This is a genomic window from Natrinema sp. CGMCC1.2065 (assembly GCF_051225675.1).
Lineage (GTDB): Archaea > Halobacteriota > Halobacteria > Halobacteriales > Natrialbaceae > Natrinema > Natrinema thermotolerans.
This window is the reverse complement of sequence record NZ_JBPJSJ010000005.1, coordinates 164,247-190,487: the sequence shown is the minus strand read 5'-3', so window position 1 is coordinate 190,487 and position 26,241 is coordinate 164,247. Positions and strand designations below refer to the sequence as shown.

General features: G+C 62.8%; 23 protein-coding genes and 3 pseudogenes. 9 read left to right on the top strand and 17 right to left on the bottom strand.

Features of this window, described 5'->3' with window-relative positions:
* Both ACSBP4_RS07915 and ACSBP4_RS07910 read left to right on the top strand, forming a co-directional pair.
* Positions 1 to 239: pseudogene (locus ACSBP4_RS07915) on the top strand (hypothetical protein); the annotation flags it as partial.
* Positions 240 to 374: 135 nt separating this feature from the next.
* Positions 375 to 1,613 (top strand): MFS transporter, encoded by a 1,239-nt coding sequence (locus ACSBP4_RS07910; RefSeq protein ID WP_435551857.1) that lies wholly within the window; start codon positions 375 to 377, stop codon positions 1,611 to 1,613.
* 154 nt (positions 1,614 to 1,767) lie between these two features.
* On the opposite strand, the gene ACSBP4_RS07905 is transcribed toward ACSBP4_RS07910, so the two are convergent.
* Complete coding sequence (locus tag ACSBP4_RS07905; RefSeq protein WP_435551856.1) at positions 1,768 to 2,166, bottom strand: thiol-disulfide oxidoreductase DCC family protein; 399 nt, start codon at positions 2,164 to 2,166, stop codon at positions 1,768 to 1,770.
* Positions 2,167 to 2,325: 159 nt separating this feature from the next.
* Between ACSBP4_RS07905 and ACSBP4_RS07900 the strand changes: the two genes are divergently transcribed.
* Both ACSBP4_RS07900 and ACSBP4_RS07895 read left to right on the top strand, forming a co-directional pair.
* Entirely contained in the window at positions 2,326 to 3,576 is a 1,251-nt protein-coding gene (locus ACSBP4_RS07900; protein WP_435551855.1) for a hypothetical protein, read from the top strand.
* A 62-nt stretch (positions 3,577 to 3,638) separates the two neighbouring features.
* The gene (locus ACSBP4_RS07895; protein ID WP_435551854.1) at positions 3,639 to 3,902 is read left to right on the top strand and encodes a hypothetical protein; all 264 of its coding nucleotides are present in this window, start codon (positions 3,639 to 3,641) and stop codon (positions 3,900 to 3,902) included.
* Positions 3,903 to 4,274: 372 nt separating this feature from the next.
* Here ACSBP4_RS07895 and ACSBP4_RS07890 read toward each other — a convergent pair whose 3' ends face one another.
* The 8 genes and pseudogenes from ACSBP4_RS07890 to ACSBP4_RS07855 form a co-directional block, all read right to left on the bottom strand.
* A complete protein-coding gene (locus tag ACSBP4_RS07890; protein WP_435551853.1) occupies positions 4,275 to 5,552 on the bottom strand; it encodes a hypothetical protein in 1,278 nt (425 codons plus the stop codon).
* A gap of 347 nt (positions 5,553 to 5,899) precedes the next feature.
* Positions 5,900 to 6,178, bottom strand: a complete 279-nt coding sequence (locus tag ACSBP4_RS07885) for a HalOD1 output domain-containing protein (RefSeq protein ID WP_435551852.1) — start codon at positions 6,176 to 6,178, stop codon at positions 5,900 to 5,902.
* A 160-nt stretch (positions 6,179 to 6,338) separates the two neighbouring features.
* Complete coding sequence (gene gnd / locus ACSBP4_RS07880; protein WP_373631657.1) at positions 6,339 to 7,238, bottom strand: phosphogluconate dehydrogenase (NAD(+)-dependent, decarboxylating); 900 nt, start codon at positions 7,236 to 7,238, stop codon at positions 6,339 to 6,341.
* Positions 7,239 to 7,304: 66 nt separating this feature from the next.
* Entirely contained in the window at positions 7,305 to 9,728 is a 2,424-nt protein-coding gene (locus ACSBP4_RS07875) for a PAS domain S-box protein (protein ID WP_435551851.1), read from the bottom strand.
* 69 nt (positions 9,729 to 9,797) lie between these two features.
* Entirely contained in the window at positions 9,798 to 10,232 is a 435-nt protein-coding gene (locus tag ACSBP4_RS07870) for a hypothetical protein (RefSeq protein WP_435551850.1), read from the bottom strand.
* A 90-nt stretch (positions 10,233 to 10,322) separates the two neighbouring features.
* Positions 10,323 to 10,787, bottom strand: coding sequence for a copper resistance protein CopD (locus ACSBP4_RS07865; protein ID WP_435551849.1), 465 nt, complete (start codon positions 10,785 to 10,787; stop codon positions 10,323 to 10,325).
* Positions 10,788 to 10,867: 80 nt separating this feature from the next.
* Positions 10,868 to 11,422, bottom strand: coding sequence for a hypothetical protein (locus ACSBP4_RS07860; RefSeq protein ID WP_049905348.1), 555 nt, complete (start codon positions 11,420 to 11,422; stop codon positions 10,868 to 10,870).
* 42 nt (positions 11,423 to 11,464) lie between these two features.
* Positions 11,465 to 11,950: pseudogene (locus ACSBP4_RS07855) on the bottom strand (deoxyuridine 5'-triphosphate nucleotidohydrolase); the annotation flags it as partial.
* 299 nt (positions 11,951 to 12,249) lie between these two features.
* On the opposite strand from ACSBP4_RS07855, the gene ACSBP4_RS07850 reads away from it, so the two are divergent.
* The 3 genes from ACSBP4_RS07850 (at position 12,250) to ACSBP4_RS07840 (ending at position 16,215) form a co-directional block, all read left to right on the top strand.
* The gene (locus ACSBP4_RS07850) at positions 12,250 to 14,223 is read left to right on the top strand and encodes an aconitate hydratase (RefSeq protein ID WP_049965779.1); all 1,974 of its coding nucleotides are present in this window, start codon (positions 12,250 to 12,252) and stop codon (positions 14,221 to 14,223) included.
* A 166-nt stretch (positions 14,224 to 14,389) separates the two neighbouring features.
* Positions 14,390 to 15,313 carry an LLM class oxidoreductase gene (locus tag ACSBP4_RS07845; protein ID WP_435551848.1) on the top strand — a complete coding sequence of 308 codons (924 nt, stop codon included), beginning with the start codon at positions 14,390 to 14,392 and terminating at the stop codon, positions 15,311 to 15,313.
* A gap of 206 nt (positions 15,314 to 15,519) precedes the next feature.
* Entirely contained in the window at positions 15,520 to 16,215 is a 696-nt protein-coding gene (locus tag ACSBP4_RS07840) for a hypothetical protein (RefSeq protein ID WP_435551847.1), read from the top strand.
* Positions 16,216 to 16,265: 50 nt separating this feature from the next.
* On the opposite strand, the gene ACSBP4_RS07835 is transcribed toward ACSBP4_RS07840, so the two are convergent.
* The 6 genes and pseudogenes from ACSBP4_RS07835 to ACSBP4_RS07810 form a co-directional block, all read right to left on the bottom strand.
* Entirely contained in the window at positions 16,266 to 16,697 is a 432-nt protein-coding gene (locus ACSBP4_RS07835; protein ID WP_049965781.1) for a hypothetical protein, read from the bottom strand.
* 85 nt (positions 16,698 to 16,782) lie between these two features.
* A pseudogene (locus ACSBP4_RS07830) lies at positions 16,783 to 17,136 on the bottom strand (MBL fold metallo-hydrolase RNA specificity domain-containing protein); the annotation flags it as partial.
* Between the two features lie 202 nt (positions 17,137 to 17,338).
* The gene (locus ACSBP4_RS07825) at positions 17,339 to 18,121 is read right to left on the bottom strand and encodes a hypothetical protein (protein ID WP_435551846.1); all 783 of its coding nucleotides are present in this window, start codon (positions 18,119 to 18,121) and stop codon (positions 17,339 to 17,341) included.
* Positions 18,121 to 18,990 carry a hypothetical protein gene (locus ACSBP4_RS07820; RefSeq protein ID WP_435551845.1) on the bottom strand — a complete coding sequence of 290 codons (870 nt, stop codon included), beginning with the start codon at positions 18,988 to 18,990 and terminating at the stop codon, positions 18,121 to 18,123. Before ACSBP4_RS07820 ends, ACSBP4_RS07825 begins: the two co-directional genes overlap by 1 nt.
* A gap of 181 nt (positions 18,991 to 19,171) precedes the next feature.
* The gene (locus ACSBP4_RS07815) at positions 19,172 to 19,915 is read right to left on the bottom strand and encodes a DUF429 domain-containing protein (RefSeq protein WP_435551844.1); all 744 of its coding nucleotides are present in this window, start codon (positions 19,913 to 19,915) and stop codon (positions 19,172 to 19,174) included.
* A gap of 30 nt (positions 19,916 to 19,945) precedes the next feature.
* Positions 19,946 to 21,178 (bottom strand): MBL fold metallo-hydrolase, encoded by a 1,233-nt coding sequence (locus ACSBP4_RS07810; protein ID WP_435551843.1) that lies wholly within the window; start codon positions 21,176 to 21,178, stop codon positions 19,946 to 19,948.
* A 124-nt stretch (positions 21,179 to 21,302) separates the two neighbouring features.
* Between ACSBP4_RS07810 and ACSBP4_RS07805 the strand changes: the two genes are divergently transcribed.
* Positions 21,303 to 21,821, top strand: a complete 519-nt coding sequence (locus ACSBP4_RS07805; RefSeq protein WP_049965783.1) for an Lrp/AsnC family transcriptional regulator — start codon at positions 21,303 to 21,305, stop codon at positions 21,819 to 21,821.
* Between the two features lie 109 nt (positions 21,822 to 21,930).
* Here the strand turns inward: ACSBP4_RS07805 and ACSBP4_RS07800 are convergent, their stop codons facing one another.
* Both ACSBP4_RS07800 and ACSBP4_RS07795 read right to left on the bottom strand, forming a co-directional pair.
* Entirely contained in the window at positions 21,931 to 23,100 is a 1,170-nt protein-coding gene (locus tag ACSBP4_RS07800; protein ID WP_435551842.1) for an acyl-CoA dehydrogenase family protein, read from the bottom strand.
* Positions 23,100 to 24,473: an aspartate aminotransferase family protein gene (locus ACSBP4_RS07795; RefSeq protein ID WP_373631665.1), complete on the bottom strand. Its 1,374-nt coding sequence runs from the start codon at positions 24,471 to 24,473 to the stop codon at positions 23,100 to 23,102. Before ACSBP4_RS07795 ends, ACSBP4_RS07800 begins: the two co-directional genes overlap by 1 nt.
* A gap of 341 nt (positions 24,474 to 24,814) precedes the next feature.
* Between ACSBP4_RS07795 and ACSBP4_RS07790 the strand changes: the two genes are divergently transcribed.
* On the top strand, positions 24,815 to 26,221 hold the full coding sequence (locus ACSBP4_RS07790; RefSeq protein WP_049965786.1) for an APC family permease: 1,407 nt from the start codon (positions 24,815 to 24,817) through the stop codon (positions 26,219 to 26,221).
* The last annotated feature ends 20 nt before the right edge of the window (positions 26,222 to 26,241 follow it).

Genomic DNA, 26,241 nt, shown 5'->3' with positions numbered 1-26,241 from the left:
ACGCGGCCGACGTCGCCATCGCCGACGACGACCTCGCCGCGGTCGAGCGCGCCTTCGCGCTGGCGCGGGCAGCCCGCGACCGGATCAGGCAGAACCTCGGGCTCGCGTTCGCCTACAACGCCCTCGCGATCCCGCCGGCGGTCCTCGGGCTCGTGAACCCGCTGGTGACGACCGTCGCCGTCGTGATCGGCACCCTGCTCGTCGTCGGCAACGCCGAGCGCTCGCTGCTCGCGGACTGATACGGTTTGCTGTCCCGATGTCCCACCGACAATGCCGGACAGTAGACCGTATGAACTGGCGCGCTCGGTTCCGGTGCCGGGGAGACGTACCGGGAGGACAAACTACAGGGATTGCCGTGACCGATCCACGGCCGGATGACTGGACGGATGGACCGTCGCCGCGCGTACGCGGCCGTCGTCGTCGGGACGCTGGGCTATACCTGCCTGATGTTCGTCTGGTTCTCGCTGCCGGCCTATCTCTCGACGATCATCGACGATCTCGGTCTCTCGGGGACCCAGGCCGGCGTCGTCGCCGGGGCGGTGCCGCTTACCTACATCCCGATCGCGCTGTTTTCGGGCGTCGTCGTCGACCGGATCGGGCCGGGCCGGAGCCTCGCCGCGGGCGTGTTGATCTACGGCATCGCACAGGTCACTCGCAGCTTCGCGGCCGGCTTCCCCTCCCTGCTCGCCGCGACCCTCCTGATCGGCGTCGGCGCGACCGCGATCACCTTCGGGCTCCCGAAGCTCGTCTCGGTGCTGTTCCCGCCCGACGAGACCGGCCTCCCGTCCTCGATCTATCTGGTCGGCGCGTCGACGGGGACTGCGAGCGTTTTCGCCGTCGGCCGGCCCGTTCTCGGCCCGCTGCTCGGGGGCTGGCGGCCCCTCTTTCTCTGGAGTGGCGTCGTCGCGATCGCGTACGGCCTGCTGTGGCTCGGCGTCGCGCACCGACTGGGGATCGACGCCCGCAATCGAGCGGCCAACGACGCCGACGACGCGGACTCCTCGCTCTCGCCTGCGGCGATCGCTCGCGACCTGAAACTCGTCCTCACTCACCGCGAACTGCAGCTGGTGGTCGTCGTCGGGACGATGTACCTGCTGATCGCCCACGGCACCCAGAGCTGGCTCCCGACGCTGCTCGAGGCCCGGGGCTACTCGGCGGGTCGGGCCGGCCGGACGACGAGCCTGCTGGTGGCCGCGAACGTCGTCGGCGTGGTGACCGTCCCGGCGGTCGCCGACCGGCTGGGGGTCCGCCGCACCGCCCTGATCGGCTGCGGGCTGATCGCCACGGTCGGCCTCTCGGGCGTCATCTCGAGCGGGCTCGGCCTTCTCCTGCTCGGGAGCGTCCTCGTCACCGGGTTCGGCTTCGGCGGTCTCTCGCCGCTCATCCGGGCGATCCCGCCGGAACTCGAGGGGATCGGCGCGCGGCTGACGGGCACCGCGGTCGGCTTCATCTTCGCCGTCGGCGAGATCGGCGGCTTCCTCGGGCCGGTGCTGGTCGGGACGCTGTACGACCGCACCGGCTCGTACGCGCCGGGGCTGGGGCTGTTGGCCGCGGCGGGGCTCGTCGTGGCGGTCGCCGGCGGCGCGTTGCGGTTTCGGTACGGCGACTCCTGACGGCCGCGGCCGCGCCGGCCTCGAGGGTCTGTCGCGCTCGCTCGAGGCGTCGGGGTCGCGAGCCACGGCCGGCACGACTCGGCGCTATAGTAGCCGCTGAAACGATTCACACACTGATCGCAACGCTGTCGTGCGATCAGGTGTGCAATGACTTTCAGCGGCTACTATATCCGTCGTCCGACTCCCGCCGCGCCGGCGGGGTCTTCGAGAGGTACGACCCCAACCGGCCGCGGTTGTCGGCGACCCAGCGGTAGGCGCGTTCCCGGACCCGTTCGTAGTCCTCGAACTGCCGGAGGAATTCGACGGCGTCGCCGGCGGGCTCGACGACGTCCGTCCGCCTGAACGCCTCCTCGATCGAGGCCCCGCAGGAGTAGACCCCCTCGTCGGTGATCATGTGGGAACACTCCTCGTAGTCCTCGGGCAGTCGCGCCAGGAGGTCGTCCGTGAGATCGCTGAAGCCGACGATCCGGAGGTCCGTCCGGTCGTCGAAGAAGTCGGCCCACCACGTACAGAACCCGCAGTCGTCGTCGTAGACGAGCGTCGCCTCGCTCATATCTCCCCTGTGGGCCCGACGCTACTAACCCTTGTTCTCGAGGCGGGGTGGCGATTCGGCGGGCTCGCGTTCGCTCGAGTCGGACGCGTTCGCGTCTGCGCCGACCGGCGCTCGGTCCCCCGCCGGAACCTTCTTCAAACCGCTGGGCAATCCTGAGCCATGAGCAGCGCGGCCCGGCCGCTGTCGGAACCGCGGGTACTCGCCCACGCCAAGCGGCGGCTCTTTCCCGCCGACGACGAGTCGCCCGCCTACGCGGTGGCCGACACCCAGTTCGCCAGCGAGGAGTGGCTCCCCGGCCGCCCGGTCGCGCCCGCGATCCGCGAGCGGCTGGCCCCGTTCAACCACGTCCGGCTGGGCAGCGGCTACCCTGATCTCGTCGGGGTGCGTGCCCTCGAGCCGGAGCTACTGGCGGTCGAGCGGGTCGGCGACGACCCGCCCCTGATCGCGATCGAGGCGAAGGGCGAGACCAGCGGCGGCGTCGACACCGAGCGCGGGATCGTCCAGGCCTACGACCGGCTCGGCGAGGCGAACGCGGCGTATCTCGCCGCGCCGATCGACGCGGTCTCCGAGACCGACCGCACGCTCGCGACCGAACTGAACGTCGGGATCCTCGGCGTCGACAGCGCGGGCTCGGTCGAGCCCCTCGAGGTGCCCCGCGTCGTCGGCAACCGGACGACGACCGAGGCGACGGCGCTGCGGTTCCAGGCGAGCGTGCAGGGGGTCGCCGACGCTTCCTTCGGGCTGAACCATCCCAAGAACTACCTGGGGTATCCGCTGGCTCACTACGCGGCCGGCGAGACGGCGACGCTGCTGTCGGAATACGACGTCGTCGGGGCCGTCGACGACGCGCGCCGCGGGGCCGCGTTCCTGGGCCTGCTCGAGGACCGGCCCGGTCTCGAGGGCGATTCCCTGACGCCGCTGGGCGAGGAAGTCGTCCGGTTCGCGAAGAGCCACTGCGGGTCGGTCGAGGCGGCGCTTTCGGAGTTCGCGGACTGGTACCGCTCGCGGAAACGGTTCGTCGATCTCGCGCCGGCGTGGGGCCGGCTCGCTCGGCGGGTCCTCTTCGACTACGAGGCGACGGGCCTGCTCGTCCGGGAACTCCAGCACATGCACGAGGACGGGATCGCCGATCCCTCGCTGGTCGACGTCGTCGAATACCTTCACGAACTCCACCCCTCCTTTACCGTCGAGTTGTTCGTCCGCGGCGACGACGGCGTCCGCGGCCGGGTCCTCACCGACGACGGCGAGTTGCGGTGCGAGCCGCTCGAGGACGGCGCGATCTACCACTCGCCGACCGTCTTCCAGCTGAAGACGATGCTGTTCCACGCCGGGATCCTCGATACGCGAGGGTGTGAGCCGCACCGGCTCGAGCCGCTCGCGGATAGTTGGGCGCTTCGGGAGCCGGTGTGACCGCTTCGGCTGGTCGCTTCGAGCGGCCGTTCGGTGATCCCCCAATCAGTATTCTTTCCGCGTTGGTTCTCGAACCAACGACAGAGCGGACGGTTTCGACCGCCGACGATCGCTCCGAGGCCTGCCGACACGTTCGGGAGATCAGAGCCGAGGCCAGCCACGTCGGCCTCCTGCTGTTCGGTCCCGAGATGGCGATTCCCTACGACCCAGCGGCCCACGACGGCGATACACCGGGGGTGTCTCGTAGTCGCTCGCTCACGACGGCGTTTCGGGGTCCAGAGCCCGGGACGCTCGAGCAGGATCGTCAGCAGGACAGCGATGGATAGGTAACGGCTTTGGTTCGTCAGGGCATGTATGAACAGACTCGGCTTATTTTCGATTTCGGGCCCTTGGAGGTCCACTCAGGTCTAATTTGAGGAACTAATCGCTTATCGAGGGACGCAGACGCAGATGGATAAGAAGCGACGGTTCGAATTCTCATACTCGCACATACGACCCGCCATTCACCAATTTCGGCTTACCACACCACTAATTTTGAACATGGGCGAGGGGGAACTTGTCGGCCACTCAGGGATGGATTCCATTCTTACCAGTAGCCCAACTCGAGATATGCTCACGAGGATTTGCGTCTCGTGTGCATATTCGGGAATCGGATTCTATCGACGTACAACCCTAGGGAAGGATGTATAGTCAAGTGGCTAAATCGATTTGTGGGTAAGAAGTTGATCGATAAGTTCCACTTCCCGCTTACGGTGACTCTTCATCTGTTGAAGTCCATGTTTGTCAGTTGATGCCGTATCTAGAATAAAGCGGAAGTCATCATAGTCCCAATCATTCCGGAAATCGATAAAGAACTTAATAAGTGACTCTAAGAGAGTTTTGAGCAGATTCAGATCTTCTTTCTCAGGATGAACATCCACCCCTTCATGCACAAGTTTATTCCTCATATTCCTAACACGCTCGAGACGGTCATCAAACAGTTTTGGATTCTTTGGTTCGATCAACGCCTTAGCTCGTTCTGGAATTTTTCCAAGCCGCTCTTCAGGGTTAGTCATTGTGAGTGTTTCAACAGCTCGCCAATAATGTAGAAAAGCTTCGTCAAGATCGGGTTCAGCTATTGCGGATTGGAATAACTGAAACCCAGAGATTATAACATCATCTACTTTGTTTGGGCTTTGACCGAAATCCGGGATTTCTGGCATTACTGCATCATATCGTCTTCTCTTCTGACTGGTAACTCGAGTTGTCTTTCGGGGGCTTGGATCGCGACTATAGTGATAGGAATTGTAGTATCCATCCTCAAAAACGAGATACACAAAGGGAGATCGAAGGTCAGCCCAACCAGAAACCCAGGGACCGGAATTAACACTCATTCCTTGTGCCCGTTTATAATAGATGGAATAATTTATTTTCCCACACAGCAGGTTGATAATCTCTGAAACTTTGTTAACGGCATAGCGTTCATCTCCTGCCCGGTAGGTCACCTTCCAGTATGTATGGTTGAGTGTATCTAAATCATTCGGTGACTTTTTCAAAAATCGCTCCAATTTATGGTCGTTATCTTTGGCCGGATTTGCATAGTCCTGCCGCCATTTATTCCGCCCAATCCGTTTCACCTGTGAATTAAGCATGTCAAATACCTGTGGTTCATCTCCAGCCGAGAATTTTATATTTAATGGGAAAGCAACTGTATAGTAGTTCTTTCCACTGATACCAAGGTCTCTCTGGATGTTGGAAAGTCGATTTTCAAATTCGTCAATGGGATTAGGATCATCATGTACTTCTTGGAGAAGTGATCTGATTTTTCCTTCAATGGTTTCCTCTGATACTCGGAATGCATGTCTATCTATAGGTATTTCCTTGACTATTAATGGCATCAGACGTTCAATTCTACTAATATTTTCATTCCGGATAACTCCATCATCGTCATGACAGTCAATAGCTTCGCTGATCCAAGACTCTAGCTTACCATTCATATATTATTGAACGAATAGGTGTAGTTTGAGCCTTCTGATATAGTGTCTTTTGTCTACATGAAGTTAACTGCAATTCACTAAGATAACTAGCTACCAATATTTTCGACGAGATATATTATGGTAGGGAATATTATTCACTAATATAATTATATATTATTGTACTAATTTATCCCGTTTCATGTGATTCAACTGGAGTTCTGTGCATAGAGGTGGTGGGGACACTGTAATTTTTGGCGCTGTCGCCTTGGCAACACCTCTGTCCGGAACCAAGACTCCGTCCACTGCACTACGCGCCCTTGAGCGAACCCACCACCACGAAAAGGAGACCAATTCCCTCCCCGAGCCGCCTACCGACCTCGTTCGGGTTCGGACGAGTCCTCGAGCGCGACCTCGATCCCACCCGCTTCAGCAGAGACGGTGATCGAATAGCCGTGATAGTCGAACGCGAGACTGTCGAAGCCCGCGGCGTCGGGCAGCGAGTCCAGAACGTCGGGATCGATCGCGTCGTAGAGTGGCTCGAGCGCCGTTGGATCGGCATCCTCGAGTTGGGAGACGAGGTCGATGACGGCCATACTGAGCTGCTCGCCTTCACTGAGAGAAACGGCTGTCGTCTCGATCGATTGCATCACTCTTGCTGGGGGGCCGTCGGTAAAGAAAATATCCCACTGTTGCAGCCCATCCGTTCTGGACGAAACGACAGTCAGGTTGTCCGATACGCGAGCGGCAGAGCGTCGGTGGGACGGCGGCGCTCTCGGTACCCCGGCCGTGGCGTCGCCGACCGCGGGCTCACTCCCGCCGGGGAACCTCGTGGCGACCGAAACCGTACCGCAGGCGGTTGGCGAGCCGTCGCGAGAACCGGCCGTCGTCGGCCCGCGAGCCGAACCGCTCGGAGAGGGCGGTGTAGATCAGCGGCAGCGGGACCTCCTGCTCGAGCCCCTCCTGGACGGTCCAGGTGCCGGTCGAGCCGCCCTCGACGCGGTCCGCGACGGTGCCCAGATCCGACCCCTCCTCGCGGAAGGCCTCCTCGCAGAGTTCCAGCAGCCACGAGCGGATCACCGCGCCGTTGTTCCAGACCGACGCGACCGACTCGAGGTCGAGGTCGTACCGGCCCTCGTGAAGCAGTTCGAACCCCTCGCCGTAGGCCTGCATCAGCGCGTACTCGACGCCGTTGTGGATCATCTTGACGTAGTGGCCGGAGCCGGCGGGGCCCATCCGCCCGTGGCCGTCCGGGCCCGTCGCGACGGCGTCGAAGACGGGCTCGAGTTCGTCGTAGGCCCACTGGGGGCCGCCGACCATCAGGGAAAAGCCCAGTTCCGCGCCGGCGGGGCCGCCGGAGGTACCGCAGTCGAGGTAGGCCGCGGGGCAGGACTCGGCCCGGCGCACCGAGTCCTCGAAGTAGGAGTTCCCGCCGTCGACGACAACGTCGTCGCCGTCGAGGTGGGGTGCGAGTTCCTCGAGCGTGACGTCGACGGCCTCGCCGGCGGGGACCATCAGCCAGATGCGTTTGTCCGCGCCCAGTCGCTCGAGGAGGTCGTCGATGGAGTCGGCGGGGGTCGCGCCCGCGTCGGCGGCCGTCGCGACGGCTTCCTCGTCGAGGTCGAAGGCGACCACGTCGTGGCCCGCCGCGAGGGTTCGGTCGACGACGATCTGTCCCATTCGTCCGAGTCCGATTACGCCCAGTTGCATGGATAGGGGTCAGCCGGCCGGTATGGTAGGGGTTGCGGTTCCGGGTTCGCGGGCGCGTTGCCGGGTTCAGTCCCCGTGACGCGAGGCCGACGGCGCGGGCTCGAGTGCGATTTCGACCCGGCTGCCGCCCAGGGCCGATTCGCGAAAGGAGACGCTGCCGCCGTAGCTGTCGACCATCCACCGGACCAGCCAGAGGCCGAGCCCGCTGCTGTGGGTCAACTGCGTGATGTCGCTTTCGCCGGTGACGACGTCGATCTCGGCGGGCGGGATACCGGGCCCGTCGTCGGCGACTGCCAGCCGGACCCGACAGTCCTCGTGTGCCACGGCGACCTCGACGGTCGGCTCCGGACCCCCGTGTCGGATGGCGTTCTCGACGAGGTTCTCGACGACCAGCCCCAGTCCGGGGTCGGCCCAGGCCGAGGGGTCGTCGGCCGCCGAGACGGAGACGGTCGCGCCGTCGGGGTCGAGCCCCTCGACGGTCTCCGTGACGGTCGCGGTGACGTCGATCGGCTCGAGGTCGCCGTCGCGATCGAGCGCGTACTGGATGGCACGGGTCTTCTCGCTGGTACCCGCGAGGTCGGCCGCGGTCTCTCTGAGCGTGTCGGCCGCGGCCACGAGGTCCGGGTCGTCGAGCCGTTCGCGGAGGAGTTCGGCGTAGCCGATGACGACGGTGAGATCGTTCCGGAGATTGTGCCGGAGGACGCGGTTGAGGACCTGCAAGTACTGTTCGCGTTCCTTGCGCTGGGTGATGTCCCTGACGACGCTGACGGTACCGTGGAACTCGTCGTCGTCGCCGTCGTGGGGCAACAGCGAACACTCGATCTCGACCGGGAACCGCTCCCCGTCGGCGGTCGTGTAGGTGGCTTCGAAGGTCCCGCTGTCGCAGTCGGCGTCCGAGAGCAGGTCCTCGATGTGGTCGACCGCGCGGTCGTCGGACTCGTCGGCGAAGATGCGGGACACGGGCTCGCCGACGAGTTCGTCGCGATCGTAGCCCAACCGCTCGGCGAGCGGGTCGGTCACGAGCGTCAGGCGAGCGTCGCCGTCGATGGCGTACACCATCCCCTCGACGGTCTCGAGGATCCGTTCGTGGCGCAGCAGTTCCTCGCCGCGTTCGGCCCGTTCTAAGGCGGCGGCCGCGCTGGCGGTCAGCAACTGCGCGAGCTGGACGTGCTGGTCGTCGAACGCGTCGACGACCGGCGACCCGACGTTGAGCAATCCGTGGTCCCCGAGCGGGACGCACATGCCGGCCTGCAGCTGGTCGTACTCGTGTGGCGAGTTGGTTCGGAGGTCCTCGATGAGGACCGGTTCGCCCCGGCGAAACGCCTCTCCCATCGGCCCCTCGCCGAGGCCGACTCGCGTTCGCCTTCGGATTTGATCGCCGCTTGCCTCCGAGACGGCCGTCAGGACGAGATCGTCAGAATCGGCGTCGTGAAGCCGGACCGTGGCGAGATCGAACCCGAGGACGCGTTCGGCGGCCTCGACGACGACCTCCGAGACGTCGGCACGTGACTCACAGGCGAACAGCGAGCGGGTCGTCTCGAGCAACCCGGTGACGACGTCCGCGCGGCGGCGGCGTTCGGTCACGTCGCGGACGACGCAGACGAACGCGATATCGTCCGAACCGGCCGCCGAAAGCGGCGTGACGTTAGCCTCGACGTGGACGACTCCGCCGTCGACTCGCTGGAGTTCGGTTTCGACCGTTTCGCCGGGGGTCGGTGATCCGACTACGGCCATCCAGTCACGGTACGCATCTTCGTCGATGATCGACGCCGCCGAACGCCCGACGAGACCCTCTCGGTCAGCACCCACGAGATCGGCGAAGGCATCGTTGACGTGGACGAATCGCCGATCCGAATCGACGACGATGACGGCGTCGTCGAGCCGATCGAGGGTGCGTCCGCGGGCGGTGCGACCCCGCTCGAGTTCGCGCCGTCGGGACCGGTCCTCGAGTCGCTCCTCGAACGGGTCGTCCCCGGACACGATCGCGTGGAGTCGACCGAGGATCGCGTCGCGCTCCGCAGGCCCGACCGGTGGGGCCTGCCCGTCAACCGTTTCCGTCCGAGCGGTGAGGTCGGTTCCCACGTCGGCCGAAGCGGGCGATTCGGTCGCGGCGTCGACCGTGGCCGGTCGGATCGTGCTGTCTCCCTCGCCGTTCGAGAGGGCCTCGATGCGATCGATGAGGGATGGTTCGCCCGTCCGGACGACGTACTCCGTCGCACCCGCCCGCGTCGCCGCGGCCGCGGCGCTCCCATCGGGCGTCGCCGTCGTATAAATGATCGGCACCGCCGGTGCGACGTCGCGGACTTCGGCGACGGTTTCAACGCGATCGCTGCCGGTCCCGTCGACGATCACACAGTCGACGCGAGTCGTCTCGAGGCAGTCAACGACCGCCGCCCGGTCGCCCGCCGTGACCACGTCGAAGGCGGCGTCGAGGTCACACGGCGGCGTCGGATTACCGACGAAAACGACGTGCTGGCCGGCTCGGGACACGGTCTGGCCAACGGTTGGTGCCGTTGGTCATTAATGTTGTGGCGAGATACCATGGGTCGAGGGAGCAACCTACGCGATCGGTTCCTCGAGGCGGGCCCAGCCGATCGCATCGAGGACGACGATGCGGTCGTTGTACCGGACGTAGACCCCGTTGTACTCGCCGCCGTCGGCGTCGTAGTAAGGCAGCGACTGGCGGATCCGGTCGACGACCGACCACGCGCCGTCGCGATCGAGCGTGACGTGTTCCCACTCCTCGTGTGCGCCGTTGCGGACCGCGCGATCGAGCGCCTGCCGCGCGCCGGGAATTCGTCCGAGTCGATCCGCCGAGGCGTCGACGACCGTGGCGTCGTCGGGGACCTCGTCCCGGCCGATAACCCGCGCGCCGAGATCGGCTTTCGATCGCGAGGAGCCGGTCGCCGACCGCTCCGAACTGAGTACGTAGCCGGCGACGGCGGCCGTCCCGACCGCAAGCAGCGATATGGCCATGTCCTTGCCCCTGATCATTAGCGAGTACCTTACAGTAACTGACTAAGTATCTTTCGCAAGAATGTTCGTTGCGAAGGTGTTCCGCCGGAAACCGACCGTCCGTCGCCGCTACAGGAAGCTGGCGACGTTGCCCGACAGCAGCCCCGCGACCACCAGCAGGCCGACGGCCGCGACCGCCGCCGCCCGGAAAACGGGCAGGGCGTCGCTGGCCGGCTCGCGGATCTTCTTGCCCGTGAGGCCGGTCTCGAGTCGCTTCGCCCCGATCTCGACGAGGGCAGTCAGCGCCAGCCAGAGCGCGAGCATCGAAAGGACGAGGTGGCCGTTCGTCGAGCCAAAGAGCGTCTCGCTGGTGTAGAGCCGCCCCGCCAGATGCCCGCCCGAGAGAAAGAGGACGAGCGAACTCACGCGCGAGACGGTCGTCAGCTTCCCCGAGATCACCTCGAGCGGGTGGGTCGTGTTGAACGCGCCGTCGCGTGCCAGCGGCAAGACGACGGCGGCGACGAAACAGACGCTGCCGGCCCAGAGGGCCGCGAAGACGAGATGGAGTGTTCTGGCTGCGAGAACGTCGATCATACGGCATCGCTCGAACAGCGGGCGTATCAGCGTTCCGACTTCGGATCGCCCGACTGTCGCGACGGCTGTCGTGTCCGCGGTCACTCGAGCCAGTCGGGCGTCCACGCGACCAGCCGTCGCCGACAGAGCGCGTAGAGCAGCGACACCGCGAGGCCGCCGGCGGCGGCGGTGACGAGCCATCCCTCGAAGACGAGCAGGGCCGGAACCGCGAGCGCGACGCCGAGAACGGCGTCTTCCGGCGCGCCGTCGTAGCGGATCCAGCGCCGCGGCCGGAGCCAGCGGCCGCGCACGTGATCGTAGACCGCGCGGTCGGAGCGGTCGTTCCACGGGTCCATCTCCGGCCCGCCGCCGATCGAGTCACTGACGGCGTGGAGCCAGGCCGTGACCGCGAACGCGGCGACCGCAAGCGTCGCGCTCGCCGGAGCGACGGCCGCGACGGCGACGGCGGGGGCGGCGGCCGCGAGCCCGGCGACCGGAAAGTGAAACGTCCGCCGATGCGCGAACGCGAGGTCGAGATCGGGAGCCAGTCCGCCGAGGATCGCCCCGAGCGCGAGCGCCGTCCCGAACTCGGGAACGTGGTACGCGACGGGGGCGACGACCGCGAGCCCGGTAAACACGTGCGTGGTCGCCATCATCGGTACGAGCGGCTACGAGGGGAACGGCAAAAACGGCCGCGGTCACTCGAGGTGTTCGCCCTGATAGCTCCCCTCGTAGACGTCCTCGTGATCGGCCCTGGCAAAGACCAGTTGGGCGATCCGCGCGCCGCGTTCGAGTTCGATGTCGTGGTGGACCTGCAACAGGCCCTCGCCGCGACCCTCGTAGCCGGCGTCCCAGACGGCTGTGTTGAGCATACAGGAGTTGCGCATGAGCGACGACCGGGGGTAGACGAAGCCGACGTGGCCCTCCGGGATCGCGATCCGCTCGCCGTACCGGACGACGTAGGCCCCCTTCGGCAGATAGTAGGTGTCGGGATCGGCCTCCTCGAGTTCCTCGAGCGGGCGGGCGATCCGGTCGCCGATCTGCTTCCCGTCCCGGGTGATGCGGCCCGGTTCTAACTGCTCGAAGACGACGTCGGCGGTCAGGTCAACCCCGTTGGGCTGGACCTGCTCGTCGGTCGTCGGCGAAACGTGGTCGGCGACGAACGCACCGGAACGGAACATCGTGTTGGTTCGACGCCGCGGCGTTGAGAAAAGCGTATCCGTTCGCGGTGACCCGACGGTGCGGTAGCATCCGTCACGCCGCGACCCAGCCCGTCACGGTCCCGTCCGCCGGTTCGTGCCGGCCGGCCCGTCGTCGCGTGTCCCTTGCGGGAGCATCTGGTCCTGCTGAAACTGCGTTCAACGAACGGGCAGCCGACCGGCAATATTTACGGATCGTGTTCCGATTCGGGAGGTGGTATTGGGCCCTACATCGGTAGAAACACGCTGGATTTATCAGGACGGACGGCCGACTTTTGGGTGCTATGGGACAGACTCTCACCGAAAAGATTCTCGACGACCACCTCGTCGAGGGCGAACTCGAGACCGGCGAGGAGATCGGGATCGAGATCGACCAGGTACTTACCCAGGACACGACCGGAACGATGGTCTGGCTCCAGTTCGAAGCGATGGGACTGGACGAAGTCCAGACCGAAATCGCCGCGCAGTACTGCGACCACCAGACTTATCAGTTCGACTTTAAGAACACCGACGACCACCGTTTCCTGCGTTCTGCGGCCGGTAAATACGGCGCTTACTTCTCTCGACCCGGCAACGGTATCTGCCACAACGTCCACCGCGAGAACTTCGCGGCCCCCGGCAAGACCCTGCTGGGTTCGGACAGCCACACGCCCACGCCCGGCGGCCTCGGCGAACTCGCCATCGGCGCCGGCGGGATCGACGTCACCGTCGCCATGGGCGGCGCGCCCTACTACATCGAGATGCCCGAAGTCGTCAACGTCCGCCTCGAGGGCGAACTCCCCGAGTGGGCCACCGCGAAAGACGTCATTTTGGAGCTGCTCCGTCGCCTGACGGTCAAGGGCGGCGTCGGCAAGATCCTCGAGTACACGGGCCCCGGCGTCGAGTCGCTGACCGCGCCCGAGCGGATGACCATCACCAATATGGGCACCGAACTGGGCGCAACCTCGTCGATCTTCCCGACCGACGAGCAGACCGAAGACTACCTCGAGCGTCTCAACCGCGGCGACGAGTACGAGCGGCTCCAGCCCGACGACGACGCCGAGTACGACGACGAGATCGTCGTCGACCTCTCCGACCTCGAGCCGCTGATCGCACAGCCCTCGATGCCGGACAAGGTCGTGCCGGTCCGTGAGGTCGCCGGCCAGTCCGTCGAACAGGTCATCGTCGGCTCCTGTACCAACGGCGGCTACGAGGACGTCCTCCCGGCCGCGAAGATGCTCGAGGGCCGCGAGGTCAACTCCACGACCGAGATGATCGTCGCGCCCGGCTCCAAGCAGGCCTCCGAGATGCTCGCCCGCGAGGGCTGGGTCGCGGAGATGATGGCCGCCGGCGTCAACTTCTCCGAGGCGACGTGTGGTGCCTGTATCGGCATCGGCCACGTCCCCTCCTCGGATTCGGTCTCGCTGCGGACGTTCAACCGCAACTTCGAGGGCCGCTCGGGTATCGAGGACGACAACGTCTTCCTCTGCTCGCCGGAGGTCGCCGCCGCCGCGGCGATCAAGGGCGAAATCATCGACCCGCGCGACCTCGCCGACGAGGAAGACGGTCTCGAGGCACCCGGCATCGAGCTGCCCGACGAGTACGACGGCTCGAAGACGGACCTCATCACGCCCGAGGAAGCCCCCGACGACGAACTCGTCAAGGGCCCGAACATCGGCGACGTCCCGCTGAAGGACCAGCTCGACGCCGACATCGCTGGCGAGGCCCTCCTCAAGATGGAGGACAACATCACGACCGACCACATCATTCCTGCGACCCAGGACATCCTGATGTACCGGTCGAACATCGACAAGCTCTCCGAGTTCACCCTCTCCCGTGTCGACGACACGTTCGCCGAGCGCGCCCGTGAGGCCGACGGCGGCGTCCTCGTCGCCGGCGAGAACTACGGACAGGGCTCCTCGCGTGAACACGCGGCGATGTGTCCGATGTACCTCGGCATCGAGGCCGTCCTCGCACAGAGCTTCGCTCGCATCCACCGCGCGAACCTCTTCAACTTCGGGATCGTTCCGCTGACGATCGACGAGGACACCTACGCCGACATCGACCAGGGCGACGAGGTCGAGATCGTCGACGACGTCTACGACGCCGTCACCTCCGGACAGGAGGAGTTCACCGTCCGCGTCAACGGCGAGGAGTACACCGCGACGCTCGACGCCTCCGAGCGCGAACGCGCGATCCTCGCGGCCGGCGGCAAGCTCTCCTGGACGAAAGAACAGGCCCAGAGCGACGAGGGCGGCGCGACGCCCGCCGACGACTGATCGGCTGCTCGCGACTCTCAATTCTGTCTTTTTTACCGGACTCGAGTGGCGACGCTCCCGGCGGTCGGTTCCCGTTACCCGATCATAGCCGAGGGCTGCCAACCGATGCCGGCAACGATACCGGACAACGCCACCGTCATACCGTTCGGCCGGATAGCACGACCGAATGCCCGTCGACGGACACGAAAACGCTGGGTATCGACGACTGTTCGAACCGGACGGCTTGACCTTCGGTGCCGGCTTTCCCCTGACCGGAGCGAACCGATCGACGCCCGACATCGAGGCCGAAGTCGAACTCGCGAGACACGCCGAAGCCGTCGGCTTCGACGGCCTCTGGGCTCGCGACGTGCCGACCTACTGGCCGAAGTTCGGCGATGCCGGTCAGACGTTCGACACCTGGCCGTGGCTCTCTCACGTCGCGGCCCGGACCGATAATATCGCGCTCGGCACCTCGAGCGTCGTCCTCACGCTCCGCCATCCGCTCCACGTCGCGAAGTCGGCCGCGACGGTCGACCGGCTGTCCGACGGGCGACTCGTCCTCGGGGTCGCCTCCGGCGATCGCGACCCCGAGTACCCCGCCTTCGACGTCGACCGCGAGGAGCGTGGCGCGCTGTTTCGGGAATCCGTCGACGCCCTCCGGACGGTCTGGCGCGAGGAGTTCCCCGAACTCGAGGGCCGGTGGGGCCGGCTCGAGGGCGACCTCGATGTGGTCCCGAAGCCGACGACCGAGACGATCCCGCTGTTGCCGACCGGCAACGCCCGCCAGTCCCAGGAGTGGATCGCCGACCACGGCGACGGCTGGCTGTTCTATCACCTCCCCGAATCGACCCTCGAGAGTTATCTTGCCGAGTGGCGCGCGGCCGCCGGCGACAAGCCCTTCGCCATCGCGGTCCGGGTCGAGCTGGCCGACGACCGGACGGCCGACCCCGAGCCGCTCCACCTGGGCTTTCGGGCCGGTGTCGAGTGGTTCCGGGACTATTTCCGCCGACTCGAGACGTACGGCCTCGATCACGCGATTATCGGGATTCAAAACGACGACCGTGAGGCCGCACTGGCGACGTTCGCCGACGAGATTATCGACGACCTGTAGCGACGGTTAGGGTTGATGAACCGTCGAGCAAATGAGTTCGTGTTATGCTGCACCTCCTGTTACCGCACGACCGCTATTGGTCCCACGGTAGAGATGATACCGTCCGCTGGTTCGGTTCGCCGACGAACGGGTCTCGGTCCGGGAGGGCTGCGTCTCGGATAGTTCGAATGAAACATTTATTCGACCTGACTGGAATGCATAACCGAATGAGCGAACCCGATGCGTACGATCCGATCGAATGTCCCGTTGAGGGCTGTGAATACGAGAACGGGATTCGATCGGTCGCGGCTCACATCAGTGGGACTCACGATGAAAACCACTCGTGGGATCAGCTCGGACACGATGGTGCGCGTGCGTTCGTTATGGCACGCAAACGGCAACAAGAGGATACCAACGAGACGGAAGCAAGCGAATTACCGATCGAATTCGCTTACGAAACACTTGCTTTCTTCGCGCTGGTCGACGAGTATGACTTCGACTCACTTGACGAGCTAGATCCGTTCCGTCTAACGAACCTGTATGCATTGTTGTCAACGATCACTCGATCTTCGAACGATGCCCGCGAGGTCGTCCGAGACGCGTTGCTAGAGCGAATTCACGATGATCGGGCCGTGGAATCTGATTACGGAGAGATTCGTCGGTATACTACGCAGCGACGGTACGTGAGGGATGAAGACGAAGTCCTCGATACGCTTGACCGTGCTGGTATCGATCCAAAGACGGTCCTCAGTGTCGACAAACAGAAGCTAGCAACCGCTATCGAAGAGACAGATATCGATGATGAACAAGTATTCGAAACAGAAGATGCACCCCGAATCCAACGGACCGATGTCAATGAACGAATGTGCGAAGAATACGTGGCATCGCTCCCGAAAGAATACCGCGATCTATTCGAGTTCTAAGCAGGATCGCTGATGGAGGTTCCTGCTTGACACGATAGCAGCAATCTCGATTATCGGTCCTTCGCCCGGTCGCGCAACCGCCGCTTCTGGCGGCGCTCGGTCACGTGGTCGACCCCGTCGGCCAGTTCCTCCCTGACTTCCTCCTCGAAGGTGTCGACCTCGTCGAGGAACTCCCCCGAGAACTCCTCGACGAGTTCGAAGGTCCACTCGTCGCTGATCGCGCCCGCGGGGAGATGCTCGTCCCGGAGGGCGTCGGCCCACTCCTCGTGGCCGGCCTCGCGGAGTCGGTCCTCGGCGTCGCCCATCCGATCCATCGCGTGCCCGAGTTCGTGGTGGAACTCGAGCAGGGTGCCGTAGGCGCGGTGGACGTGTTCGGTCCCGAGTTGGAGTTCGTGTAGCGCCGCCTGTTCGGCGTCGCTCAGCTCGAGGTCGTCGAGGTCGACGTCCGTCTCGGGACCGGCCGTGGAATCGGGATCGCTCATACTAGGTCCGACGGGGACGGCGGTCAAAACGGTCGGCGTTGAACGTGCCGGACCGGCTCCTGCGAGTGGCGGCTCGGCCACATCGTCAGCACTCGCAGCGGTCGCCGAGTTCCGGCGCGGCAGCGTCGAAGCCATCGGTACGAAGCTCCGCGGCGAACGCCGCACAGCGGTCGCCGTGGTTGACCAGCACGCGCGCGTCCTCGTAGGCCGAGAGGAACTCGCGGAGCCCGTCGCGGTCTGCGTGGGCCGAGAAGTCGTACTGCTCGACCTGCGCGCTGACCGGCAGCATCCGGCCGTCGATCTCGGCGCTGCCGGTCTCGAGCAGGTCCCGGCCCGGCGTCCCCTCGACCTGATAGCCGGTCATGGCGATCTTGTTGGTCGGGTGCGAGCGAACGGCAGGGACGTAGGTCATCGCGGGGCCGCCGTGGAGCATCGGAAACGAAGATATACAAGTAGTCTGCTAGCGGTCATGATCCTACTTTGTTACCCGACTCGCCGGTTACATTCAGGAGTCACAACTGTATCTCGCGTTCTTCCCGAGAGACTTCTTGACGATACTGAGTCGGTAACTCACAAGTTCCCATTACGCGCAGTGTTCAGTATGTCTCGGTCAGCAGGGCCACATGGCTGTAATCTCCTACTCACCTCGTATCAGATGCCGATGCGACCTTGTCGATGAACTCCTCACCATCCATATCGAGTACGAGCGGAAACTTTCGGCCGATTCCCTTCTGACCACCTTCGACGTTGTACTCATCGGCAAATCCCCGAGTGACACGGTACCACGGTGCTTGGTCAATCCGTTCACTAATCCGCACAGGCTGGTCAAGTTTTTTAGTCGGTGACAGCCCCTCGACGATTACGATGTCGTCGTGCTTTGGAGTTTCAGCCGCTTCTAACCGCTTTGTATGCGCGTTCTCGGGGAACTCACGCAGCGCGTTATGATATTCATCTCCATCTAACGTAGAGAGATCATGGACCGCCTCAACAGTCATATAGCCGTACAGGAATCGGTTGAGGTTCGAATCACTCGCTCCCTCTTTGAGGCCTGTGTAAAAGCCGAGAACATCTGTTTCATCAGATGAGCCGAAGTTGTCGACGAGCGTACTGCCTTTCCCGCCACCGCCTCGTCGATCACCGAACGTCATCGCTTCGAAGTTGGGGTCATGATGAACCGGATGCGACTCGATCTCGATGGGGTTGTCGATCCAATCACTATCCTCTCCTTTAGGACTGATCGCCGTGACGTAATCGTCTGCGGTGCCATCTCGGTGGTCGAGGTCCAGAGTTCCGTATGTCAGGGTCTCAGTTGTAGGATAAGATTCTGGAATCGGGATGTAGTCGAAATATCCCTCTTCTGTGAGCTGTAGTTTTGGCTTGAGATGCTCTGAATCGGCACCCACACCAACGAGGACAACCGTCATTAGAAGGCCTCGTGAAGGGAATCGACAATCGTGTCAGTACCCATTCTCCGGTCACTATCGTATGCACGAGTACCTTGCCCGCCACCGTATCGATCAGGTCCGTTCCCAACAGTCCAATAGAATGCTGGCTCATTCCAACTCATCCAATATTCAGACGTAGACACGAATTTGAGCCGGTTGGGATCTATATCCTTGTGATAGACGTGATCGTACTCTCGGTTGACAGTCTCCGAGCAGCCACAGGAGGATGTCCCGGAACTGGAGACGTGATCGTGCTCTGGGTATGGGGCATCTGTTCCGACGACTTCGTCGTTATCGACCAGTGCGTGGCAATCTCCGTACTTCCGTGCCCACGCAGAATCGTCGTCTGGGTCAGTCGAGATACGCGGCTTCCAAGCCGACTCGTTCTGGTCTAGCAGGAACCGCCCATAGTCCTCCATGTCACGGAATGCGTGCGTAACCAAGGCGATACTCACGATCCACCGGCGTCTCGATTCAGCCCACTCGGGCCGCTCTGAACCCTCTTTGCCAGCAGTAGTAAAGATGAATAACGGTTCCGTCGGCCGGAGGACACCGGAGTCCTGTTCCTCAAAGTAGTCGAAGAAGTGCTCCTGCCGCATATCATGCTTGCAGCAGGACAGCGACCAGATCCCACCCCAGTACGCCGGCGAACTGGCCGTTTGTACGTGCCCATTGTTTCTTGTATAGTTGATTGAGGATGCGGGATAGATTCTCCCGTTCACTGGCGATTGCTCAAAGGAATCAAGCCTACTATAGAGGTTCTCAACTAATCCGTCCAGGTAATCGACTAATCCCTTCCGGGTGGTGATGTCTTCCCCCTGTCCGTGTTCTAATATCCGCCGTGACATACTCTGGACATCTCTATCCTGTGATGAAAAGTCTGTTCCTAGCAATAATGTGGATACTGAGTAGGTAGAAATCAATCAAGGCCATCATTCCAATCTAGTCCGCCATTAGCGGGCTCTTTGGCGGAAATCGACCCCAAATAGATTGCGAAGGGAGTGGGAATAACGACAATAGAGTTAGTGTTTATTCGTAGGATGGATAGACAATCTCCATCGGCAGGCCTTCACCATCAGTTTGGCCGCCTAAGACCTCAGCTCCATGTTCATAACACAGTCGTGCAGTGGCGGCGAGTACAAGCGCGTCGACAACATCATCTAGCATTCCCACACCGATTCGTCGCTTCCAAGCAGCCTTCGACCTGATCTCCTCCTCCAGTCCTTCGAAGGCATTCCGATACGAGGGAGACACGGTTTCTAAGATCGATAACCGTCTCTCCATGCCCTCGGCATCGCTCTTGTCGGACATGACCGACTCAGATTTTGAGAGAGTAGCGAAGCAGACCTCTGGATGGCTCTCTCGAACGGAGACTTCTGGTGTTGATTCGCGCATGAAGAGGTCAACTTCGTGAATCCGCTCCATGATACCCCACGTCTGTGGGCCAATATCCTCACCTACGACTTTGAGATTCTTCTCACGGGCGCTCTCGTAGGTCGCAGCTTGTACTGCTTGGCGTGCTGGCACATCGAAAACCGATGCTTTCCGAGACGGGTGAACGAGTTCGCGGGCTGCTTCGTCACAGTCCCTAGGACTCATATTCGAGTCACCGGGAAGTCCAATTGGGATGTCTATGAGGAGTAGGTCAGCGTCGTCATGTCTGTCGCACACTGCCTGAAAAGACGGTTCAGTCGCAAAACTGAGTGTCCCATCATGTTCCTCGACAGTAACCCATCTTTTCCCACCCCAGTCCACACCGACGAAGGTACCCATACAAGTCGGATTCTCGTCTAGGTTGATTACTCAAATGGTCTCCACAGAGCCGACTTCAGGCGCAGTTGCCTCAAAGCCGGCCTCCTGAAGTTCAGTAGCAAAGCGCTCGCAACGGTCACCGTGGTTTATCAGGATGGGTGAATCTTCGTACGGGTCGAGAAACTCAAAGAGTCCATTGCGGTCAGCGTGTGCTGAAAAGTCATACTGCTCTACCTTGGCGCTGACCGGCATTACGCGCCCGTCAATCTCAGCGCTACCTGTCTCTACGAGGTCTCGCCCCGGCGTCCCCTCAACTTGATAGCCCGTCATCGTGACCTTGTTCGTCGGATTCGACCGAATTTCAGGGATATAGGTCATAGCGGGGCCACCAGACAGCATTCCACTGGTAGTGATGATCGCTGCTTTCTGGTCGGTAATTCGCTTCCGCTGGCCGTTCCGCCCGGTGACGAACCGGGCGTGAGATTTTGCTCGTCGAAACGCGTCTTCGTCCCGAACGAACTCGGGATACTGCTGGAGCATCTCTGTTACTTGCTTTCCCATTCCGTCGACGTAACAGGGAATGTCGTAGGCGTCACAGATGAGCATCATCTCTTGCGTTCGTCCGATCGCAAATGCAGGAACGACGACCGTCCCTCCCTCCCAGAGCGTTGTCTTAACGCTCTCGGCGAATCGTTTCTCAACCTCGGTTCGATTTTCGTGCTCGACGTCGGAGTAGGTACTCTCGCAGATGACAACGTCGGCGTCAGGTCGTGCGGTGGTTCCCGAGACCAGACGCTGATCGTCAGTGTGGAAATCTCCCGTGTAGAGCAGCCGCGTGTCGCCGTCGTCGACCAGTACGTGGGCGCTGCCGGGGACGTGGCCGGCGTCGAAGAACGTGACCTCGTAGCCCGCGGCCTCGAAGGAGGCCTCGTAGCCATGGGTCTCGGAGACTTCGGCGACGCGGGCGAGTTCCGCCTCGGTGAACGGGCAGTCGTAGCTGCCGCCGTGGAGCTTCAGCGTGTCCCGAGCGAGGACCATCGTGAGGTCGTAGGTCGGCGGCGTCCAGTGGATCTCGGGGCGGGCGTCGCCGGACAGCAGTGCCGGTACCGAACCGACGTGATCGAGGTGGCCGTGGCTGACGACGACGGCCCCGGGGTCGACGTCGCCGATCGGGAACGCCGGCGGGTTCCCCGAGTCCATTCCGAAATCGAGAACGAGCCTCTCGTCGATACAGAGCGCGCTCCGACCGATCTCGCCGGCACCGCCGAGAAACCGTACGTCCATTACCGAGCGGTAACGGTCCGGACCGTTTGACGCCATCGGTTACACCCGGCTGCATACTCGCGATCGGCCCGGCGGACTGATCACCGAAAGAGAATAGGCTCGGGTACGTCAAACGAACGCACGGATGAACAACACACTCGACGAGCGGGACGTCAAGATTCTCTTTGCGATCGCCGATCGGGAGACCGATAACACGGAAATCATCCACGAGGAAACGGGGATCCCGAAGTCGACGGTCCACTATCGCCTGCAGAATCTCAAAGAGGCGGGCGTCATCACGAACGATCTGTACGAACTCGATCTCGACGAAGTCGGCCTGGGGCTGACCGTCATCTCCGAGGTCTGGGCGGAGTTCGATGAGGGGTATCACGAACGGGTCGGCGAACAACTCGCCGATATCGAGGGGATCAACCAGGTGTATTTCACGATGGGTGACACCGACTTCATCCTCATCGGGCGACTGACCTCGCGGGATATGGTCGAACGACTCGTCGAGGACTACGAATCGATCGACGAAATCAACCGGACGAGTTCGAAGTTCGTCATCTCGACGATCAAGACCAGCGAGGGGATCGGCACCCTGCGCGACTACGATCGGGCATCGTTTCTCGAGGCACACGGTCTCTCGGACGAGACGGAATAGCGACGGCGGTATCTCCGCGACGCGTTCCGATCGCTCATTCGTATCGTGCCACTGACAGTCAATACACACCTGCTCACACGACGGCAGTGCGATCAGTGTGTCAATCGTTTCAGCGGCTACTATAGGCGGGGATGCCGGTGAACTCCTCGCCGAGGACGAGCGTGTGGATGTCGTGGGTACCCTCGTAGGTGTAGACCGTCTCGAGGTTGGCCATGTGTCGCATCGGCGAGTAGTCGGTGGTGATGCCGTTGCCGCCGAGCATCTCGCGGGCGATCCGCGACTGGTTGCGCGCCATCCGCACGTTGTTGCGTTTGGCCATCGAGACGTGCTGGGGACGCATCTCGCCGCGTGTTTTCAGCTCGGTGAGACGGGTGACGAGCAACTGGGCGAGCGTGATCTGGGTGCCCATCTCCGCGAGCTTGCGCTGCTGGAGCTGGAATCGACCGATCGGACCGCCGAACTGGTCGCGATCTTTCGCGTACGCCCGCGCCGTCTCGAAACAGTCCCGAGCGGCACCGACGGCACCCCAGGCGATGCCGAACCGAGCCTGTGTGAGACAGGACAGTGGCCCTTTCATTCCGGAAACGCCCGGGAGGACGTTCTCTTCGGGCACGTAGACGTCGTTCAGGCCGATCTCGCCCGTGATCGAGGCCCGCAGCGAGAGTTTGTCGTCGATCTTGTTGGTCGTGACGCCGTCGCGGTCGGTCTCGACGAGGAACCCGCGAACGGGGTCATCCTCGGCCGACTGATCACGCGCCCAGACGACGGCCACGTCGGCGATCGGCGAGTTCGTGATCCAGGTTTTGGAGCCGTTGAGGACGTAGCCGTCGCCGTCCGCTTCGGCACGGGTTTCCATCGCCGACGGGTTCGAGCCGTGTTCGGGTTCGGTCAGCCCGAAACAGCCGACGGCCTCACCGTTGCCGAGCTTCGGCAGCCACTCCTCTTTCTGTGCGTCTGAACCGTAGGTGTGGATCGGGTACATCACGAGCGCACCCTGTACCGAGGCCATCGAGCGCAGCCCCGAGTCACAGGCCTCGAGTTCCCGCATCAACAGGCCGTAGGCCGTCTCGGAGACGTTCGGCGAGCCATAGCCCTCGAGATTGGGGGCGTAAAACCCCATCTCGCCCATCTCCGGAATGAGGTCGGTGGGGAAGCTCCCGCTCTCGAAGTGGTCGCCGATGTTCGGGCGCACCCGATCGTCGACGAACTCGCGTGCCGTGTCCCGGATCAGGCGCTCTTCGTCCGTCAGTTCCGACTCGAGATCGAGGAAATCGAACATCAGTTCCGTCCCTCCGTGGTACTCGCTCGAATCGCGTTACAGAGGATGTTCATCCCGACTTCCGCCTGTTCGCGGGTGAGGACGAGCGGCGGGATCAGCCGCAAGACGTTCCCGTGTCGGCCGGCGTTCCAGACCAGGAGTCCGTTCTCGTAACAGCGGGTCTGGATCGTTTCGACGATATCGGCGCCGGGAGCGCCGTCGGCGTCGACGAACTCCGCGCCGACGAAGAGCCCCTTGCCTCGCACGTCCACCAGTTCCGGCGTCGTCTCCGCGACCTCGTCGAGCCGATCGCGGAGATACTGTCCGAGCGCCGTCGCGTGTGACAGCAGGTCGTGGGATTCGATGTACTCGATCGCTCGCAGCCCGCCGACCATCGCCGGCGCGTTGCCACGGAAGGTCCCGACGTGGCCGCCGGGCCCCCACGTATCGAAGTCCTCGTGATAGAGCATCGCCCCGATCGGCAGGCCGGTCCCGCCCAGTGCCTTCGCCATCGTGATCGCGTCGGGAGTCACGTCGAAGTGGTCGGTCGCGAACCACTCGCCGGTCCGACCCAGTCCGGTCTGGATTTCGTCGACGATCAACATCGCGTCGTTGTCGTCCGCGATGTCGCGAAGCCCCTGGAGAAAGCCCTCCGGGGGCACGACGACGCCACCCTCGCCCTGGATCGGCTCGACCCAGATGCCGGCGGGCGTTTCGTGACCGCCGTAGGGCGCCTCGAACTTTCGTTTGACGGCGTCGAGACACCGCTCACACGCGTCCCGGCCACCAGCGCCCGCGTCCCGCGTCGGATACGGGACGTGAACGGCGTCCGCCAGTAGCGGGCCGTACCCTTTTTTGTACTTCTTGCCCGCGGTGAGACTGAGCGCGCCGGCGGTCGTCCCGTGATACGCCCCCTCGAAGCCCAAAATTCCGTGGCGTCCAGTGTTGTGTTTGGCGAGTTTGATCGATCCCTCGATCGCGTCGCTCCCGCTCGGACCGCCGAACACGACGTTGCTCGAGCCGGCCAACCCGCCCGGGGCGATCGTTCGCAGTTTCTCGATGAGATCGACCCGCGCCTCGGTCGGGAAGTCGATCGTGTGTGCGATCGACTCGAGTTGCTCTTGGGTCCCCTCGAGAACGTAGGGGTTCGAGTGACCGACGTTCAGGACGCCGATCCCCGCGAAGAAATCGAGGAACGTGTTTCCGTCGGCGTCCCGAACCGTCGCTCCCCGGGCCTCTTCGAGCGCGATGGGGACGCGGCGCGGATACGCCACTGCGTTGCTATCGATTTCCCGTTGTCGTTCCAGTAGTTTCCGTGAGTTCGGTCCCGGCACCTCGTCGACCGATGGTTCGGTCGCGAAGTGAAGCTCGTCGATCGATGGGCCTACGGCCATGTGCCCTAGTCACACTCTTTGGATATATTTGGTTCGGTTCCTATCTCGGTGCAGCAGAATAGGAATATAGCCAACAAAGAATGGAATATCATATATTATCCAATTAGGTTGGAATCGTGACGTTCTGTGCGGTCCCTTCGAGTGGCTGTTCTCGAGTCCCTTTGGGCGTCCGCTCGCCGGTAATCGCCGGCCGAACGATTCTGCTAAATATACAATATTAGATGGTGAAGTTGGATAGCTAGCAGTGCAGATACCTGTTCCTGGTAAATATACAATACTGGCGGAAGATATAAGTGGGGGCGTATGCATGCGGTACATGTTAAGAAGTCACAAGACACACCATGTCAGAGACAACACAGAGCGGACTGGAGAAGGCGCTCGGAAGCAAAGAGATGCTGATTCTGGCGTTCGGAGCGATGATCGGGTGGGGATGGATCATCCTCGCCGGTGACTGGATCAACGATGGGGGCCCACTGGGAGCGATCGTCGCGTTTCTCGGAGGAGCCGTCGTCGTCGGTATCGTCGCGATCATTTACAGCGAACTCGCCGCTGCGATGCCGTTAGTCGGGGGCGAACACGTCTATAGCCTCCGCGCCCTCGGACCGACCGGATCGTTCGTTTGCACCTGGGCGATCGTCTTCGGATACGTTACCGTCGCCGCGTTCGAAGCGGTCGCGCTCCCGTCCGCGATGGCGTTTATCGTCCCCGGGTTCAATGCGATCCCGCTCTGGGACGTCGCCGGCGAACCGGTGTACGCGACGTGGATTCTCGTCGGCGTATTCGGCACGCTCGGTATCACGTACCTGAACTATATCGGGATCCGGGTCGCCGCGCAGTTCCAGATCATCATGACCGTCATCATCGCGCTCGCCGGCCTCATCCTGATCGGCGGGGCAGTTACCAACGGGCAACCGTCGCCCGATAGCTCGTTCGGCGCCGGGACCGCTGGCATCTTCACCGTCGTATTGATGACGCCGTTTATGTTCGTCGGCTTCGACGTTATTCCACAATCCGCCGAAGAAGCCGACATTCCGGCGCGGACGCTGGGCCTGCTGATCATCCTCGCCGTCGGGTTGGCCGCCCTGTTCTACATGGCCGTCATCTGGGGCTCGAGTCGCGCGCTCTCCGGGAGTGCCCTCGTCGATAGTTCGCTCCCTGCGGCGGCGGCGATGGCCGAACTGTACGACAGTTCGACCGCCGGCCAACTCATGGCTCTCGCGGGCGTCGCGGGAATCCTCACGAGTTGGAACGCGTTCATCATCGGCGGGAGTCGAGCGCTCTTTGCACTCTCGGAGTCGGGGATGCTCCCGGAACCCCTTTCGAAAGTCCACCCGAAACACAACACTCCGAGCAACGCGATCCTGTTGGTCGGCGGCCTGTCCGCGCTCGCGCCGTTTTTCGGCGAACAGATGCTTACGTGGATCGTCAACGCGGGCGGCCTCGGCATCGTCGTCGCCTGGTTCCTCGTCGTCGTCTCGTTTCTGGTTCTGCGCTACCGTGAACCCGAGATGAATCGGCCGTACGAGGTCCCCGGTGGCCCCGTCGTCGGTATCCTCGGGTTCGTGGCAACGGCGATTTTCATCACGCTCTATCTTCCGGGCGGCCAGTCGGCACTGTTGTGGCCCTACGAGTGGCTCATCGTCCTCGGCTGGTGTGTCCTCGGACTCGTCCTATACGCGGTCTCCGGCGACGGGTCGGTCGAAACGGCCGACGAAGTGGTGAGCAGAATCGAAGCGCTGGACGAGTAACGGCCGCGCCGATCCGCGGC